The organism is Allobosea sp., assembly GCF_017308015.1.
GTDB lineage: Bacteria > Pseudomonadota > Alphaproteobacteria > Rhizobiales > Beijerinckiaceae > Allobosea.
The window spans coordinates 24,084-41,861 of sequence record NZ_JAFKFW010000036.1 but is presented as its reverse complement, the minus strand read 5'-3'; the positions used below and the strand labels follow the sequence as shown (position 1 = coordinate 41,861).

General features: G+C 66.7%; 13 protein-coding genes. 3 read left to right on the top strand and 10 right to left on the bottom strand.

The features are described 5' to 3' along the window. The 4 genes from J0I42_RS22370 to tesB form a co-directional block, all read right to left on the bottom strand. The coding region (locus J0I42_RS22370; RefSeq protein ID WP_291658196.1) for a DNA translocase FtsK at positions 1 to 1,421 on the bottom strand (1,421 nt) is incomplete at its 3' end. A gap of 154 nt (positions 1,422 to 1,575) precedes the next feature. Further along, a complete protein-coding gene (locus J0I42_RS22365) occupies positions 1,576 to 2,919 on the bottom strand; it encodes an ammonium transporter (RefSeq protein WP_291658194.1) in 1,344 nt (447 codons plus the stop codon). A gap of 28 nt (positions 2,920 to 2,947) precedes the next feature. Then, positions 2,948 to 3,286 carry a P-II family nitrogen regulator gene (locus J0I42_RS22360; RefSeq protein ID WP_291658193.1) on the bottom strand — a complete coding sequence of 113 codons (339 nt, stop codon included), beginning with the start codon at positions 3,284 to 3,286 and terminating at the stop codon, positions 2,948 to 2,950. A gap of 239 nt (positions 3,287 to 3,525) precedes the next feature. After that, on the bottom strand, positions 3,526 to 4,392 hold the full coding sequence (gene tesB, locus J0I42_RS22355; RefSeq protein ID WP_291658205.1) for an acyl-CoA thioesterase II: 867 nt from the start codon (positions 4,390 to 4,392) through the stop codon (positions 3,526 to 3,528). 123 nt (positions 4,393 to 4,515) lie between these two features. Here tesB and J0I42_RS22350 point away from each other — a divergent pair, with 123 nt between their 5' ends. Beyond that, complete coding sequence (locus J0I42_RS22350) at positions 4,516 to 5,766, top strand: ubiquinone biosynthesis hydroxylase (RefSeq protein WP_291658190.1); 1,251 nt, start codon at positions 4,516 to 4,518, stop codon at positions 5,764 to 5,766. A 114-nt stretch (positions 5,767 to 5,880) separates the two neighbouring features. Here J0I42_RS22350 and J0I42_RS22345 read toward each other — a convergent pair whose 3' ends face one another. Together J0I42_RS22345 and J0I42_RS22340 are read right to left on the bottom strand one after the other, a co-directional pair. Further along, positions 5,881 to 6,078, bottom strand: a complete 198-nt coding sequence (locus J0I42_RS22345) for a Trm112 family protein (RefSeq protein ID WP_047580901.1) — start codon at positions 6,076 to 6,078, stop codon at positions 5,881 to 5,883. Positions 6,079 to 6,185: 107 nt separating this feature from the next. Then, positions 6,186 to 11,018: an NAD-glutamate dehydrogenase gene (locus J0I42_RS22340; RefSeq protein ID WP_465247713.1), complete on the bottom strand. Its 4,833-nt coding sequence runs from the start codon at positions 11,016 to 11,018 to the stop codon at positions 6,186 to 6,188. A 180-nt stretch (positions 11,019 to 11,198) separates the two neighbouring features. On the opposite strand from J0I42_RS22340, the gene J0I42_RS22335 reads away from it, so the two are divergent. Beyond that, entirely contained in the window at positions 11,199 to 11,747 is a 549-nt protein-coding gene (locus J0I42_RS22335) for a peroxidase-related enzyme (protein WP_291658202.1), read from the top strand. 523 nt (positions 11,748 to 12,270) lie between these two features. Next, a complete protein-coding gene (locus J0I42_RS22330; protein ID WP_291658188.1) occupies positions 12,271 to 12,639 on the top strand; it encodes a DUF2794 domain-containing protein in 369 nt (122 codons plus the stop codon). 146 nt (positions 12,640 to 12,785) lie between these two features. On the opposite strand, the gene J0I42_RS22325 is transcribed toward J0I42_RS22330, so the two are convergent. From J0I42_RS22325 to J0I42_RS22310, 4 genes are all read right to left on the bottom strand, one after another. Beyond that, the gene (locus J0I42_RS22325; protein ID WP_291658186.1) at positions 12,786 to 13,322 is read right to left on the bottom strand and encodes a GNAT family N-acetyltransferase; all 537 of its coding nucleotides are present in this window, start codon (positions 13,320 to 13,322) and stop codon (positions 12,786 to 12,788) included. Positions 13,323 to 13,428: 106 nt separating this feature from the next. Further along, positions 13,429 to 14,211, bottom strand: coding sequence for a Bax inhibitor-1/YccA family protein (locus J0I42_RS22320; RefSeq protein WP_291658185.1), 783 nt, complete (start codon positions 14,209 to 14,211; stop codon positions 13,429 to 13,431). Positions 14,212 to 14,430: 219 nt separating this feature from the next. Continuing rightward, positions 14,431 to 17,016, bottom strand: coding sequence for an ABC transporter permease (locus J0I42_RS22315; RefSeq protein WP_291658183.1), 2,586 nt, complete (start codon positions 17,014 to 17,016; stop codon positions 14,431 to 14,433). A gap of 2 nt (positions 17,017 to 17,018) precedes the next feature. Continuing rightward, positions 17,019 to 17,720: an ABC transporter ATP-binding protein gene (locus J0I42_RS22310; protein ID WP_291658182.1), complete on the bottom strand. Its 702-nt coding sequence runs from the start codon at positions 17,718 to 17,720 to the stop codon at positions 17,019 to 17,021. Positions 17,721 to 17,778 lie beyond the last annotated feature (58 nt).

Below are 17,778 nucleotides of genomic sequence, written 5' to 3'. Positions count from 1 at the left end.
AGGAAGACGGTCTCGCGGCGGGTGTTGGGCAACTCGATCCCGATCGCGTTCTTGCCCTGAACCACCGCGACGCGTGCCGACACAGCGCTCATCGAACGCGCGATGTCGTCCGCCAGGGAAATCACGCGGGAGGATTTCGTGCCGGGAGCGGGCTCCAGTTCGTACAGGGTGACGACCGGGCCAGGACGTACCTGCGAGATCTCGCCGCGAACGCCGAAATCCTCCAGAACGCCTTCGAGGAGCGTGGCATTCTGCTCCAGCGCGTCGGTCGATACCGCGTTGGCTGCGACCTTCTTCGGCTCGGCCAGATAGGTCAGCGGCGGCAATTCGAACGTGTCGCGGTCGAGCAGCGAGGGCTGCGCCTCGCGCTGCATGCGCTTGCCGGGTTTGGGCGCCGGGCGGGGCATGGTGACGCGCGGGGCATTGAGGTCGCGCAGATCCTGCGGCTCGTCGTCGAGGTCGAAGGGCGCGTCGGAATCGTCGGATACTCGATTCGGACCCGTAACGGAGCGGGCGCCGGGCAGCGGCTCGGGATCGAAATCGGGCAGGCTGCGGCGGCCGGCCGGGGCTTCGCCGAATTGCGGCTCGCGGCGCACGCGGCTGCTGTCGCGGGTCGGAACGACGCCGGTATCGATCGCTGGCTCGGGCGGCTGCGGCAGGCGGCGCAGGATCGCGGCGCGCAAGGCCATCGCTCCATGGGCGAGCCAGCCGATCAGGATGACGGCGATGCCGGGCTCGTCGTCGCGACGCTCCTCGCTATCGGACCAGCTATCCTCGGCCTCGTCGCTGTCGAGAGCAGGGTCCTCGTCGGTGACGAAGCCGAAGCCGGCCGCGGCGGTGACGGCGAGGATGGCGACGCCGGCATAAAGGAAGCCAACCAGGCTGCCGACGGCGCTGCCGGCGATGCCTGCGATATTGCGTGTGCCGAACAACAGGCCATCGCCGATGACGCCGCCCATGCCGGTGGGCAGCGGCCAGCGCGGGGTCGCAGGGAGCGCGCTGGCGACCGCGGCGGTCGCGGCGACACCCACAACCCAGAGGCCGAGCTTCAGCGCGCCACGGTCGAACATGTGGAAGCGGACGAGGCGGAGCGCCCAGATCACCGGTGGGAACAGCAGGGCGATGACGCCGAGGCCGATGAGCTGCATCAGCAGGTCGGCGACCATGGCGCCCGGGCGGCCGAGCCAGTTGCGGACGGCGCCGCTGGTGGCGTTGTTGAGACTGGGATCGTCGACCGACCAGCTTGCCAGCGCCGTGGACACCGCGATCATCAGGGCAAGGACGCCCATCCCGGTCAGCTCCGAGGCACGGCGCGACAGGAACTCGCGCACCGGGTCGGGCAGGCGGTCCATGAGCGATTGGGAGCGGCGGATCGTGCGCATGCGGTTTCGGGTCTTGTCCGGACTGTCGGGCCGCACCATTCGGCCATCCGCGGAAGGTTAGGAAGCCGAGGTTAAGACCCGCTTAACCTTGCCGGACGGTGCGCCGTCATTCTGGCGGGGGGAGCGGCGATCCTAAGAAAAACCCCGGCGGTTGCCCGCCGGGGACGAGGTTTTATCGGATGCGGCAGGAGGATCAGATGTTGTAGGCGCGCTCGCCATGCTCGGCGATGTCGAGGCCCTCGCGTTCCTGGTCGGAGGTGACGCGCAGGCCGATCACTGCGTCGATGATCTTGAACAGGACAAAGGAGCCGATGCCGGACCAGGCGACCGCGATGACGACCGCGACGAACTGCTTCCAGACCTGGGCGCCCATGGCGTAATCGGCGACGCCGATGCCGCCAAGCGCGGGAGCGACGAAGATGCCGGTGCCGATCGAGCCGATGATGCCGCCGACGCCATGGACGCCGAAGACATCGAGCGAATCATCGTAGCCGAGCGCGTTCTTCACCGTGGTGCAGAAGAAGAAACAGACCACGCCGGCAATGGAGCCAAGCACGATCGCGCCCATCGGTCCCACCAGGCCGGCGGCCGGCGTGACGGCGACGAGGCCGGCGACGATGCCGGAGAGCATGCCGAGCAGTGAGGGCTTGCCCTTGACGATCCATTCGATGAAGAGCCAGCCAAGCGCCGCGGCGGCGGTCGCCGTGAAGGTGTTGATCATGGCGAGCGCCGCACCGCCTGTTGCTTCGAGATTCGAGCCGGCATTGAAGCCGAACCAGCCGACCCAGAGCACGGCGGTGCCGATGAAGGTCATCGTCAGCGAGTGCGGCGACATCAATTCCCGGCCGTAGCCGATGCGTTTGCCGATCACGAGGGCGCCGACCAAGGCCGCGATGCCGGCATTGATATGGACGACTGTGCCGCCGGCGAAATCGAGCGCACCGAGGGTGAAGAGATAGCCCTCCGAGAACCAGACCATGTGCGCCATCGGGAAATAGACGATGGTCGCCCAGAGCAGGACGAAGAGCAGTAGGGCCGAGAACTTCATGCGCTCGACGAAGCCGCCGACGATCAGCGCCGGCGTGATCATGGCGAAGGTCATCTGGAAGCAGATGAAGACGTATTCGGGGATGACAACGCCCTTGGTGAAGGTGTCCGAGGTGGTCTCGTTGGTGACGCCGGCGAGGAAGGCCTTCGAGAAGGAGCCGACGAAGCTGGTCAGCGCGCCGCCTCCGGTGAAGGCGAGACTGTAGCCGTAGACGACCCAGACGATGCACATCACGGCGGCGGTGGCCGTGATCTGGCTCATCACCGAGAGCATGTTCTTCGAGCGGGTGAGGCCACCATAGAACAGCGCGAGGCCTGGCAGCGTCATGAACAGCACGAGCAAGGTCGAGACCAGCATCCAGGCCGTATCACCCTTGTTCGGCACGGCAGCGGCCGCAGTGGCGGGAACCTGCGCCAGAGCGGCACCGGTTGAGAGGGCAGCGACGGCGAGGCCGATCGATCCAGCCCGCAAAGAAGTCCTGAAAACCATCGTCGAAAACTCCTGAAGGGGGCAGGGCTCAAAGCGCGTCGGCATCGGTCTCGCCGGTGCGGATGCGCACGGCCTTCTCGATCGAGGAGACGAAGATCTTGCCATCGCCGATCTGGCCGGTGCGGGCGGCGGCGGTGATCGTTTCGATCACCCGGTCGACGAGCTCGTCGGAGACCGCGACCTCGATCTTGATCTTGGGCAGGAAGCTCACGGCGTATTCGGCGCCGCGATAGATTTCCGTATGACCTTTCTGGCGGCCGTAGCCCTTCACCTCGGTCACGGTCAGGCCATGGATGCCGACGGCGGTGAGCCCGTCGCGCACCTCCTCCAGCTTGAACGGCTTGATGATCGCCATCACGATTTTCATGAGCTGGGTTTCCCCGTCTGCGCCGCCTGGTCGTCAGCCCCGGCGATCTCGTTGCACCTCTCGCACCTGCGGGACCGCAGTTGCGTCGCAACATGCAATTCAAGGGACGTGCCAACCCATTCCGGGCGCGGCAAAGCCGCATCCGGAGGCGAGATCATCGAGAAAACAGGAGACGAACCGCTATTGCTGCCCAAAAATCAGGCATCCGTCCGGATTCTGCGCAGGTGCCTGAAACTCGATCAGCCGAGATCGGGGCGGGGCCGAACCAGCCCTTCCTGCGCCACCGAGGCGACGAGGCGGCCCTGCCGGTCGAAGACGAGACCTCGCGAAAACCCGCGCGCGCCTGAGGTCGAGGGGCTGTCCTGTGAATAGAGTAGCCAGTCGTCGGCGCGGAACGGACGATGAAACCAGATCGCGTGATCGAGACTGGCGGCCTGGATCTTCTGGTCGAAGACCGTCGCACCATGGGCGATGAGGCTGGAATCGAGCAGCAGGAGGTCGGAGGCATAGGCGAGCACGCTCTGATGGAAGGCCGGCTCGTCGGGCAGGGGCTCGATCGCCCGGATCCAGACGTTGAATTTCGGCTCCAGATTGGCGGCGCCCCGGTAGCGTTCCAGTTCGACCGGGCGGATCTCGATCGGACGCTCGCGCTGATAGAAGGTCTGCAGCGGATTGGGTTGCAGCGAAGTGAACATCTTCGTCATCTCCTCGCGGTCCGGCAGCTCCTCCGGCATCGGCACCTTCGGCATCGGCATCTGGTGTTCGTAGCCGGGCTCGTTGACCTGAAAGGAGGCCGACATGGCGAAGATCGCTTCCCCCTTCTGCACGGCGAGCACGCGGCGCGTCGTGAAGGAGCGGCCGTCGCGCAGGCGATCCACCTCGTAAACGATCGGCACTTCGGGATCGCCGGGTAGCAGGAAATAGGCATGCAGCGAATGCGGCTGCCGGCCCTCGACCGTCTTGCAGGCTGCATAAAGCGATTGCGCGATCACCTGCCCGCCGAAGACGCGTGGCCAGGTCGATTTCGGACTGCGACCGCGGAACAGGTTGCGCTCGAGCGGCTCGAGGTCGAGAATCGCCGTCAGGGAGGCGCTGATCTGTGACATGGTCGGCGGCATCGCGGTCAGGTTGACGGAATGGCCGGTGGCCCGCACAGGGTCATCCGGTTTCGCCTGGCATCAGCACCGAGGCATCCCGTGGCGTCAAGTCGGCGTGGAGAGAAGGACGACATGGCTATCGAGCAGGGCAGCGGCGCCATGCGCATCGTCATCGCGGGCGGCGGCATCGCCGGCCTCGCGCTCGCGCTCGCGCTGAAACAGGGGCTGGGCGAGGATTTTTCAATCACGCTCGCCGATCCGGTACTGGCGGCTGCGCCCCGCGCCGATAACCGCGCCTTTGCGGTCGCTGCCGGCGGCCGGGCGATGCTGCAGACGCTGGGTATCTGGGAGGGTATTACCCATGCCACCCAGCCGATGCTGGAGATGGTCGTATCCGACAGCCGCACCGAGGATGCCGTACGCCCGGTCTTCCTGACCTTTGACGGCGAGGTCGAGCCCGGCGAGCCTTTCGCCCATATGGTCGAGAACGCGGCCCTGATCGCAGCGTTGAAGGCCGCCTGCGAGAAGGCGGGCGTCGAACTCCACAGCGCCGGGGTGCGACGCTTCTCCGCCGATGATGCTGCGGTCGAGCTTGTTTTCAGCGACGGAACGCACTGTCGGGCTGCCTTGCTGGTCGCGGCCGACGGTGCCCGCTCGAAACTGCGGGAGCAGGCCGGGATCGGTTGGGTCGGCTGGGATTACGGCCAGTCCGGCATTGTCGCGACGATCGGGCACGAGCGACCACATGACGGCCGCGCGGTCGAGCATTTCCTGCCCTCGGGGCCGTTCGCCATTCTGCCGCTGGCTGATGGCGGTTCGCTCGGGCACCGCTCCTCGATCGTCTGGACGGAGCGGACGGAGAATGTCGAACCGCTGCTCTCGCTCGATATCCAAGACATGCTGGCCGAGATCGAGCGGCGCTTCGGGCTGGAACTCGGCGAGATTGCGCTCGAAAGCGCCGTGAGCGCACATCCGCTCGGCTTCGGCATGGCACGCCGCTTCGTCGGCGAGCGGCTGGCTCTCCTTGGCGATGCCGCGCATCTGATTCATCCGATCGCCGGGCAGGGGCTCAATCTGGGCCTCAAGGACGTCGCAGCGCTGGCCGAGACCATCGTCGACGCGGCCCGTCTGGGGCTCGATCCCGGCTCGGCCGATGTGCTGGAGGATTACGAGAAGGCGCGCCGCTTCGACACGGTGGCGATGGGCGCGGTGACCGACGGCTTGAACCGCCTGTTCTCGAACGACGCGACGCCGCTCAGGCTCGCGCGCGATCTCGGCCTCGGCCTCGTCGACCGGCTGCCGGGCCTCAAGCGCTTCTTCATCCGCGAAGCGGCGGGTGTTGCCGGTGCGCCGCCGCGGTTGTTGAGGGGCGAGACGCTTTGAGCGTCGTACATCATGCTCGGGCTAGACCCGAGCATCTCTCAAAGGACATGGCGCGCTTCTCGGCATGAGATTCCCTGGTCGCCACTACGCGACGCCCGAGAATGACATGGAGCCTCAATCCTCCAGCGGACGAGCCTCTTCCGGCAGCATGATGGGGATGCCATCGCGGATCGGATAGGCGAGTTTGGCCGGGCGGCTGATCAGCTCCTGCTTGGCGGCGTCGTATTCCAGCGTCGCCTTGGTCAGCGGGCAGACCAGAATTTCGAGCAGCTTCGGGTCGATGCGGGTCGTCGTGTCGGCTTCGCCGGTCATCGGTGTTTCCGTTCAAGAAGTGCATCGGACCGAAAAGCGGATACCGCCTTCCGGTCCCATGGGATGATCAAATCTCAGATCGCATCGCTCTTGCAGAGCACCACAACCTAATGCTTGCGCGGCAGGTCGGCCAGCATGCCGGCCGCCACCATCAACTTCGGCAAGGTGAGGCCCGAGCTGGTGATCGCGTTGACAGTGGTGCGGGTGCGCTCCGCATCCTCGCCGCGCTCGGCCAGCCAGCTCTCCAGCGTGCCCTGCCCCTTGGAGTAGGCCGAAACCTCCTGCGTCAGGTGCGAATGGGCGTCGTCGAGGGTCTCGATCGCCCGTTCGCGGGCGAGGCGCTCGTAGTCGTCCGTCGCCGGAACCGCTGCTGCCGCCGCCTTCAGGCTCGACAGGCCGAACAGCGCGTCGATGCCGAAATGGATGCGGGCGACCTCGCCGATCTTGCGTTTGCTGCGCTCGGCGATATCGACGATGTCGGTCGCCTCCGCGAGCGCCGGCAGGCTGGCGATGCGCGTGGCGAGGACTTCCGGCACGCCCTCCGAGGTCAGCACGGCGATGCGCGCGAGCCTCGCCTGGGATGCGGCCTCGGGCAGCAGGCTGCCGAGTTGCTCGGACAGCTCCTTCACGCCCCTGGCGTAGCGGGCGATGGTCTGCTCGATCGTGCCGGGCTTGGCGACGCCGCGCCGCAGGAACCAGCCCATGCGATTGGTGACGAGTTCCTGCGCGGCGGCGTAGAGGCTGAGCTGGGTCTTGCCGGGAATTTTCGCATCCAGCGCATCGATCTCGCCATTGAGCGCGATGAGATCGAAGGAATCGCGCGCGATGGCGTAGGCCGCAGCGATGGCCGGGGCGCCCGAGCGGGTCAGCGCCGCCAGGACCGGCACAAGGGCCGGGCCGCCGCGGTTGACGATGGCGTTGGCAAGCTGCGTCGCCACGATTTCGCGCCGCAGTTTGTGGCTGGCGATCGCGTCCGGATAGGCCTCTCGAAGGGCTTTCGGGAAATAGCGGACGAGTTCGGTCGCGAGATAGGGATCGTCGGGCACGGAGGATTCAAGCAGCGCATCGTGCAGCGAAAGCTTGGCATAGGCCAGGAGTACCGCAAGCTCGGGTCGGGTGAGGCCTTCGCTGCGCTTCTCGCGCTCGGCGAGCTGGGCATCGCTGGGCAGGTATTCGACCGAGCGGTCAAGCCGTCCGTCCTGCTCCAGCGTCTGCATCAGGAAGCGCAGGCCGGGCGTCGCAGCCGAGCCCTGCGCTTCCGTCAGCGAGAGCGCCAGCGTCTGAAGGTAGTTGTTGCGCAGGACGAGATCGCCGACCTCGTCGGTCATCGCCGCCAGCAATTCGTTGCGCTTGTCTTCCTTCAGGCGGCCGTCCTTCACCGGGCCGGCCAGCGCGATCTTGATGTTGACCTCGACGTCGGAGGTGTTGACGCCGGCCGAATTGTCGATGGCGTCGGTATTGAGCTTCACGCCCTTGCGGGCGGCCTCGATGCGGCCGCGCTGGGTCATGCCGAGATTGGCGCCCTCGCCGATAATGCGCGCCCGAACGTCGTTGCCGGTGATGCGGATAGGATCATTGGCGCGGTCGCCGACCTGCGCGTCGGCCTCTTCGGACGAGCGGATATAGGTGCCGATGCCGCCGAACCAGAGCAGATCGACACGGGCCTTCAGAATCGCCGTCATCAGCTCGGGCGGCGAGACCTCCTTCTTGTCGAGGTCGAGCAGCGCGCGAACCTCGGCCGAGAGCGGGATGCTTTTGGCTTGGCGCGAGAATACGCCCCCGCCCTTCGAGATCAGGCTCTTGTCGTAGTCGGCCCAGGACGAGCGCGGCAGCCTGAACAGGCGCTGGCGCTCGGCCAGCGAGCTGGCCGGCTCCGGATCTGGATCGAGGAAGATGTCGCGATGATCGAAGGCGGCGACCAGCTTGATCGCCGGTGAAAGCATCATGCCGTTGCCGAAGACGTCGCCCGACATGTCGCCGACGCCAGCGACGGTGAAGGGCGTGGTCTGGATGTCGACATCGACCTCGCGGAAATGGCGCTTCACCGCTTCCCAGGCGCCCCGCGCCGTGATGCCCATACCCTTGTGGTCATAGCCTTGAGAGCCGCCGGAGGCGAAGGCGTCGCCGAGCCAGTGGTGCTTCTCCAGCGAGATCGCGTTGGCGGTGTCGGAGAAGGTCGCCGTGCCCTTGTCGGCGGCGACGACGAGATAGGGATCGTCGCCGTCATGGCGCACCGTGTCGGGCGGCGGCACGATAGTCTCGCCGTCGAGATTGTCGGTGAGCTCGAGCAGATTGCGGATGAAGATCCGGTAGCTCTCGGTCCCCTCGGCCAGCCAGGCGGCTCGGTCCGAGGCGGACGGGAGCTGCTTCGGTACGAAGCCGCCCTTGGCGCCGACGGGCACGATCACCGCGTTCTTGACCTGCTGCGCCTTGACGAGGCCGAGCACCTCGGTGCGGAAGTCCTGCGGTCGGTCGGACCAGCGCAGGCCGCCGCGGGCGACCTTGCCGAAGCGCATGTGCACGCCCTCGACCCGTGGCGAATAAACGAAAATCTCGTAGAGCGGGCGCGGCAGCGGCAGGCCATCGACCTTGGCGCAATCGAACTTGAAGGTGATGGTCTGGCGCGGCTGGCCGTCCGGGCCGATCTGGAAGAAGTTCACCCGCAGCGCGGCATCGATCAGATTGACGAGGCGACGCAGGATGCGGTCGTCGTCGAGGCTGGTGACGGCGTCGAGCGCTCGCTCGATCTCCGCGTGCTTCCGGGCCATGCGCTGCTCGCGTTCGCCGGCCGGAATGCGCGGGTCGAACTTGGCGGTGAAATAGGCGACCAGACCCGAGGCGATGTCGGGGTGGCGGGTCAGGGCATCGGCGATATAGCCCTGCGCATAGGGCGCGCCGGCCTGGCGCAGATAGCGACCGAAGGCGCGCAGCAGCGCCGCCTCGCGCCAGGCGAGGCCGGCGACCAGTACGAGCTGGTCGAAGCGATCGGATTCGGCAAGGCCGCGGAACTGCGCCATCAACGCCGCCTCGATGGTCGGATCGAGATGCTCGATATCGATCTCGCCGTCGTCGGCGCGCTCCAGCGTCATATCGTGCAGCCAGATGCGGGCGGTGTCGCCATTGCCCTGCGGCATGACGTTGTAGGTCCGTTCGTTGACGACGCGGAAACCCATGTTCTCCAGCACCGGCACGCGAGCCGAGAGCGAGATCGGCGCGCCGCGCGAGAAGACCTTGAGATTGGCGCGCTTGGCGTCGTCGCCCTCGCGCCGGTAGAGATTGACGGCGCGTGCCCGCTCAGGCGTGAGCTGCTGGAGCATCTCGATGTCGACGAGCGCGTCGGCGGCCGAGAAGCGCTCGCGATAGGCGGCGCCGAAGGCCTCGGCATAGCGCTCGGCGAGCGCGCGGGCCGCCGGCCCGGCCTTTTCCTGGTCGAGTACGTCCTTCAGCCCGTCGCCCCAGGTGCGGACGATGGCGCTGATGCCCGCTTCCAGCGTGGCGCGCTCGACGCGCGGGGTTTTGCCCTCGTCGCGGCCGATGATGTAGTGGGTGCGCGAGAGCGGCCCCTCGGGATAGGCGGGATAGGCGGCCGAGAGGCGCCCGCCATAGATCCGCGCCAGGAAATCGCCGACGCGCTGGCGGACCGTGGTATCGTAGCGATCCTTCGGGATGAAGACGAGGATCGAGACGAAACGATCGAACTCGTCGACGCGGGCGAGCGCGCGGATGCGCGGCCGTTCGGTGAGCTGGAGGATGTCGAGCGCGAACTGCTCGAGCGTCGCCACGTCGATCTGGAAGAGCTCGTCGCGGGGATAGGCGTCGAGCACGTTCATCAGCGCCCGCCCGGAATAACTCGCGGGATCGAAGCCGATATTCTTGGCGACGCGCGCGACCTTGAGGCGGAGATAGGGGATGGCCCGGGCCGAGCCTGTATAGGCGTTCGAGGTCAGGAGCCCGACGATGCGGAGTTCGCCGTCGAGCCGGCCATCCGGCGTGAACAGCTTGACGCCGACATAGTCCAGATGGACGCGCCGGTGGACGCGGCTCTTGACGTTGGCCTTGGTGATGATGAGCGCCTGGGGCTTGGCCAGGAAGGAGCGCAGTTCCGGCGTGACCGTGACCAGCTCGCGGCCCTTGCGCAGAACCTTGACGGTGGGGTCGCGCAGGATGCCGAGGCCCGAGCCCTCGATCGGGTCGGCCGCGACGTCGCCGCCGGGGAAGCGATAGGCGCGGATGCCGAGCAGGGTGAAGTTGTCACCGGCGATCCATTCGAGGAACTGCAGCGCCTCGTTGATCTCGTCCTCCGGGAGCGGCGGCGGATTGGCGCGGTAGGCCTGGATCACCTCGGTGATGCGGCCGCGCATCGCGGCCCAGTCGTCGACGGCGAGTGCGACATCGGCATAGACGTGGTCGAGCCCGGCGCGCAGCTTCTCGCGCGCTTCCGGCGTATCGATGCGCGGGACGTGGATGTGGAGCAGGCTCTCACGTCGCGTGCCCTCGGGGGCGCGGCCGGCGGCTTCGCCGGCGAGCGAGGTGAACTTGCCCTTGGCGTCGCGGGCGACGGCCAAGATCGGGTGGGCGACGAGGCGGGGCTCGTGGCCCTGTTCCTGCAGTTCGGCGAGCGTCGAATCGAGCAGGAACGGCTTGTTGTCGTTGACGACCTCAAGAACGGTGAGCTGGTTCTTGCGTTCGCCCTCGCCGTATTCCTCGTCGCGGAAGCGTAGATTGATCGTGTCGGGCTTGCGCGGCTGGGCGAGGTGCTCGAAGGCGGCTGCGGCTGTGCGGGCGAGCATCGCGGCCGGAAGGGCCTCGATATCCTCGGCAACCGAGCGGCCGAAAAGCAGGCGGGGGAACTCGGCGGGCATCGAACTCTTCAGTCCGGTGGCTGCGGCCTCGATCGCTGCGATCGCACCAGCGGTCGCGTTCGTCACCCGTTTGCCCATATTCCAACCCCAGTTATTTTGCCGCAGCGATGACATAGGCTGCGGAGCCTTTCAACTCGCGTGCCCGAAAAAAGGGCAAACCGACGCCGCTCCGACTCGACAGGACACACGATGGCAACAAAGCATGACAAACCCAAGGTCGGAGAAGAGCCGGCGCGCCAGGATTCTCCACCGGCCGTGATGGGGCTCAACCTGGAACCGGGGGCGCTCTCAGCAGAAAACCAGGCTTATTTCGCGAAATGCCAGGAGAAGCTCGGCTTTGTGCCGAACGTCCTGACCTCCTACGCTCATGACGACGCCAAGCTCACCGCCTTCGCAGCCTTCTACAACGACCTGATGCTGGCGCCTTCGGGCCTGTCGAAGCTGGAGCGCGAGATGATCGCAGTCGCCGTCTCCAGCGTGAACCGCTGCTATTACTGCCTAACTGCCCACGGCGCGGCCGTACGGCAGCTCTCGGGCGATCCCGTGCTGGGCGAGCTGATGGTGATGAATTACCGGGTGGCAGCGCTCTCGGAGCGGCATCGCGCCATGCTCGATTTCTCGGTCAAATTGACGGAGACGCCGCATCTGATCGGCGAGGAGGACCGGGAAGCACTACGCCAGGCGGGCTTCGGCGAGCGCGACATCTGGGATATCGGCGCTGTCGCCTCCTTCTACAACATGTCGAACCGCATGGCTTCGGCGGTCGATATGCGACCCAATGCCGAGTATCACGGGCAAGTGCGGTAGAACACGGTCTGTGGGCGTCATTTCGGGGCTGTGCGCAGAGCGCACAGAGCCCGGCAGCCGCGGGTTGGCGTTTGTCGCTGTGGCCGGGCCTGTCCCGGCGATCCACGTCTTCGCCGGTCCGGTCGAAGGTCACGTTCAAGACGTGGATGCTCGCCCGGATGGTGAGGATGACGGAGCTGAAATAACGGCGGCTCCGGAAGCCCAAAAAGAAAAACGGCCGGCGTTAAGCCAGCCGCTAGTTGGCCCCGACTCGGTGGCCCGGCTCCGCCCGAACTCCGGGGGGCTGGGGGGCTGACAAACCGGCGATCAGCGAAACCGGGCCGTCGAGGCAACGAGGGGAGTTGAGCGCCGCAACTTGGCGCTCGCTTGGCGCGTTCGCGGCGAAAATGGGGCATTCTCAGGCAATGCCGACTCGGTCCGCGATCCGTCGCTCGTGGTCGCTTGTCCGCGGTCTCTTGCCAGCGCAGGAGCGCGGGCGCATCATCCGGGCATGATTTGGTGAGGCCCCGTCCAGGGAGGCGCCATGAGCGAGAGCGAAACGCCGCAACAGCAAGCCGCCGGTGCGGTCGTGAATTTTCCGGCCCCCGCGCGGCCTGCGGCCGTGACCTTCGACCGGCGTGAACTCGGCGAATTGCTCAACCTCTATGGGCGAATGGTCGCGGCCGGCGAATGGCGCGACTACGCCATCGATTTCCTGAAGGACAAAGCGCAGTTTTCGGTCTTCCGACGCTCGTCGGAGATGCCGCTCTACCGGATCGTCAAGGATCCGGCATTGGCGCGGCGGCAGGGCGCCTATTCGGTCGTCGCTGCGACGGGGCTGGTCCTGAAGCGCGGCTCGGAACTCTCGCGCGTGCTCAAGGTGCTCGACAACAAGCTCAGGGTCGTGAACTGATGCGCCGAGGATAGGTTTTGGCCGAGCCTCATTCCGAGGAGCGCCGGAGGCGCGTCTCGATGGGCTCTTCAGGAGGCTCCCGAACCACCTGGACCTTCCGTCGAGACCCTGCTCCGCGGCTCCTCAGGACAAGGTCTGTCGGTGGGTCAGAATCGCGGCGGCCTGCGGTCGCCCTCGCCCAGTTCCTTCTGCATCAGCATCTGGTCGAGCCAGCGGCCGTGCTTGAAGCCGACCTTTTCGGCCACGCCAATCAGGCGGAAGCCGGCGCGCTCATGCAGGCGGTGCGAGCCGACCGAGGCGCCGGTACCGTCGCCGATCACCGCGATCATCTGGCGGAAGCCGCGCTCGGTGCAGGCCTGCATGAGAGCATCGAGCAGCAGGCTGCCGATGCCGCGCCCCTGCGCGGCCGGCGCGACATAGATCGAATTTTCGACGGTGCTGCGATAGGCAGGGCGCGGCCGGTATGCGCCGGCATAGGCATAGCCGAGGATTCCGCCGTCCCGCTGCGCGACGAGATAGGGGTACCCGCCGGCCAGGACGGCTTCGAAGCGCCGCAGCATCTCCGCCTGATCCGGTGGCTCCAGCTCCCAGGAGGCGGTGCCGTGCAGGACCGCATGGGCATAGATCGCGGTGATGGCGGGGACGTCGCCCGGCAAGGCCGGGCGGATCAAGGGCGTCGTCATGCCCGCAGCATGAGCAATCTGCGTGCCAAAAGGAAAGGCTTGCCCAAAGAAAAAGCCCCGGCCGTGAGGCCGGGGCTCGTCGCTCCCGTTCAGGAGCCAGTCGTTCTCACTCGCGGTTGCCCATCAGCGAGAGCAGAAACTGGAACATGTTGATGAAGTTCAGGTAGAGCGACAGCGCGCCGTTCACCGAGAGCTTCGCAGCTTCCTCCGGGCCGAGCTCGGAGTAGAGATACATCTCCTTCAGGCGCTGGGTGTCCCAGGCGGTCAGACCGGCGAAGATGCCGACACCGACCAGCGAGATGACGAAGCCCAGAGCGCCCGAGGCCAGGAAAATGTTCACGATCGAGGCCAGGATCAGGCCGATCAGGCCCATGACCAGGAACGAGCCCATGCCGGAGAGCGACTTCGAGGTGGTGTAGCCGTAAAGGCTGAGGCCACCGAAGGCCGCCGCGGTGATGAAGAAGACCTGCACCACCGACGCGCCGGTGTAGCGAATCAGGATCGTCGAAAGCGAGACGCCCATCACCGCCGCGAAGGCGAAGAACATCGTCCGGGCGGACGAGGCCGACATCTTGTCGGCGCGGAACGAGAAGAAGAAGATGAAGGCCAGCGGCGCCAGCGCCACAACCCACATCAGCGGCGTGCCGTAAAGCAGCTGGCCGAAGGAGGTGAGATAGGTGTTGCCGATCCTGGCGGCGGCGTTGGCCTGATCGGTCACGGCCATCTTGTTGATGCCCAGCGCGAACAGCGCCGAGATCGCAAGGCCGATCACCATGTTGTTGTAGACGCCGAGCATGAACGAGCGCAGGCCCTGATCCATCTCGACGGCGCTGGTCTGCTGTGCGCGGCCGGCACCCCAGACTGGAGCATTGCGGTCGAAGTTGCTCATTAAGCGAGTTTCCCCTGACGGTGTTTCGGACGACGGAAGACGCCCAGGCGCCAGCCGTCCTCGCGATCGATCGTCGCGATAACGGGAATATGAGGGGCTTTCGCCTTCCTTACAAGACCCCGCCATGGTTAAGGCCGGCCGGTTCATAGAAGTTCGGCACGACGACCATGCAGAATTACAGGATTTTAATGTCTATCGAGTCAGGGCCTCAGATAGTCATCATAAATTTCTGAGATGAGAAGCCGGCGCTTTCGTCAGTATTTTTATCGTCCCGACGAGCCCGAACAGGACGGTAACGCCAACAGCGGCAGTCGCAGCCAGTATCGCTCCTCTGGGATCACTGACGAATTCGATTCGCATCACTTGCGTGACGATGCCCCATCCCGCGGCTGTACCCGCGAGAACGCCGAAGAGGGCGGCGACGAGGCCGATCGCGGCGTATTCAAGGGCGTACGACGAAAGTATGAAGCGGCGGGTCGCGCCGAGTGTCTTCAGGATCATCGCGTCATAGAGCCGCGCCCGTTGTCCGGCGGCGAGCGCGCCGCCGAGCACGAGGAGGCTGGCCGCGATGGCGAGGCCGGAGGCGCCGCGGATCGCCATGGCGAGCTGGGCGACGATCGTGTTGACCGCCTCGAGCGCGTCCTTGACCCGCACCGCCGTGACGGCCGGGAAGTCGAGCGCGAGGCGGCGCATGAGGGCTGCGTCGGTCGCGCCCTTGCCGTCCGGGCTTGTCGCAACGGTGGCGAGATTGGTGTGCGGCGCGCCGGCGAAGGTGTTGGGCGAGAATACCATGACGAAGTTGATGCCGAAGGAGCGCCAGTCGACCGTGCGGAAATTGGCGACGCGGGCGGTGATGTTGCGGCCGAGCACGTTGACGGTAAGCCTGTCGCCGATCTTCAGACCGATGCCGGCGGCGTTCTGAGCGTCGAAGGAGACCAGCGGCTCGCCGCGGTAATCGGCTGGCCACCATTCGCCCGCCGCGATGCGCGAGCCTTCCGGCAGCGTGGCGGAATAGGTGATGCCGCGGTCGCCGTCGAGCACCCAGGCGGATTGCTCGCTCGCCTTGATATCCTCGGCGCGGGTCTCGTTCACGGAGACGATGCGGCCGCGCATCATCGGCACGCGCTCGGTCTTGGCGCCCGGCCGCTCCGCTGCGAGGAAGGCGTCGAAACGCTCGGAATCCCGGCTGGGAACGTCGAGGAAGAAGAAGCTCGGGGCCTTGTCGGGCAGGGCCCCGGTGAGCTGCCGGGTCAGGCTGACATCGATGAAGGAGAGCGCCGAGAGCAGGGCGACGCCCAGGCCCAGCGAGAGCACGAGGGCCGGCGTCAGCGCGCCCGGGCGGTGGCTGTTGGCGAGCGCCATGCGCAGGGCCGGGCGGCGCGGGCGCGGGATGCGGCGGGCCAGCGCTATCAGGCCAAGCGAGACCGCGCGCAACAACAGGAATACGCCGAACATCACGCCGATATAGATCAGCGCGATCCGGCGATCATAGGCGAAGCCGATGGCGACGCCGGCAAGGCCTGCCAGTGCGAGCGCACAAACAGCGAGATAGATCGTGCGCGGGCGGCGCGGATCGGGTTCGACCTTGTCGCGGAAGAGGGCGGAGACCGGGGTGTCATGGGCGCGGCCGAGCGGGATGATCGCGAAAACAAGCGCGGTCAGCAGGCCGTAGAGCGCCGCGATGGTGAGCTCGCCCGGCGCCAGCGTCGGCTCAAACGGCACCGGCAGGATGCTCTGGACGACCGCACCGAGGCCGAAGGGCGCGGCGGCGCCGAGCGCGAGGCCGATGGCGGTGCCGATCGTGGCGACGAGCATGACCTCGGTCAGGTGGATCGCGACGACGCGGCCTCCGGTGGCACCGACCGCTTTCATCGTGGCGAAATCGAGCTTCTTGGCCTCGACGAAGCGGCGCACGGCATTGGCGACGCCGACGCCGCCGACCAGCAGCGCGGTGAGGCCGACCAGCGTCAGGAACTGGGTGAAACGTTCGAGATTGCGCTGGAAGCTCGGCGCGGCATTGGCGCGGGAGCGGATTTCCCAGCCGGCTTCGCGCTGTTGCGTGCCTGCGTCAGCGATCAGCTTGTCGAGGTCGGCATCGCTGGTCGCTGTCTGCGGGAGCTGGAGGCGGTAGGTCCAGCGAATCAGGCTGCCGGGCTGGATCAGGCCGGTCGCCTTCAGCGCCTCCTGCGACATGAGGAGGCGTGGGCCGAAGCCGACGCCGGCCGCGATCTTGTCGGGCTCGGAAACCAGATTGGCGCGGAGCTGAATCCTGGCGCCGCCGACCGTAACGGTATCGCCGGGTTTGAGATCGAGCCGGCCGAACAGGACGGGATCGGCGACGGCGCCATAGGCTCCGTCGCGTTGACCGAGCAGGCCGGGCAATGGCGCCTGCGGATCGGTCTCGACCGTGCCGATGCTCGGATAGGCCGCGTCTACCGCCTTGATCTCGACGAGAGCCGCGCCCTTCTCTCCGGCATTGGCCATGCCGCGCATGGTCGCGATGCTGGAGACGGTGCCGCGCGCAGTGAGGAAGGCAAGCTCCGCCGGCGTGGCTTCACGATGGATCAGGCTGAAAGCGGCGTCGCCACCGAGGATGCGGCGGCCTTCGCGGGCGAGCCCTTCGGTCAGGCCGCGCGAGGCGGAGGCGACGGCGGCGATGGTCATGACACCGAGTGCCAAACAGGCGATGAAGATGCCGAAGCCCCGCACGCCGGCGCGCAGATCGCGGATGGCGAGACGCAGGACGAGACCGATCCCGGGAGAGCGGGCAGGAGGGGGCGGGGTCGACTTGACGGGTGCATGCATCGTCAGGCGACCGCCGTCTCGGGTTCGGCCTCGATCACGCCGGAACGCAGGCGGACGGTGCGCTCGCAGAGAGCGGCGAGCGAGAGATCATGGGTCACGAGAACCAGTGTGGCGCCGCGCTCGCGCTTGAGCGCAAAGATCAGGTCCACGATCGAACGGCCCGTCGATTCGTCGAGATTGCCGGTCGGCTCGTCGGCGACGAGGATCGCCGGGTCCGGCGCGACGGCGCGCGCGATGGCGACGCGCTGCTGCTCGCCGCCGGAGAGCTGGGCCGGGTAATGGTCCATGCGATGGCCGAGCCCGACATTGCGCAGTTCCGCTTCGGCGCGGGTGAAGGCGTCGGGATGCCCGGCGAGTTCCAGCGGTAGCGCGACGTTCTCGCGGGCCGTCATGGTCGGCACGAGATGGAAGGACTGGAAGACGATGCCGATATGCCGGCCGCGGAAGACCGCGAGCCCGTCCTCGTCGAGGGCGCCGAGATCCTGGCCCGCGACCTTGACGAGGCCGGAATCCGGGCGCTCCAGCCCGGCCATGGTCATCAGCAGCGTCGACTTGCCGGAGCCTGAGGGGCCGACGAGGCCGGTTGCCTCGCCATCCGCCAGCGACACCGAGACGCCCTTGAGGATATGGACGCGGGCGGCGCCACGCCCCAAACTCAGGTGGACATCCTGCAACTCGATTGCCGAAACGGCTTTCCCGCTCATCACGCCATGATCCCGACTTCGCTACCCATCGCCATCCCCGCTCGCACGGAATCGCGCC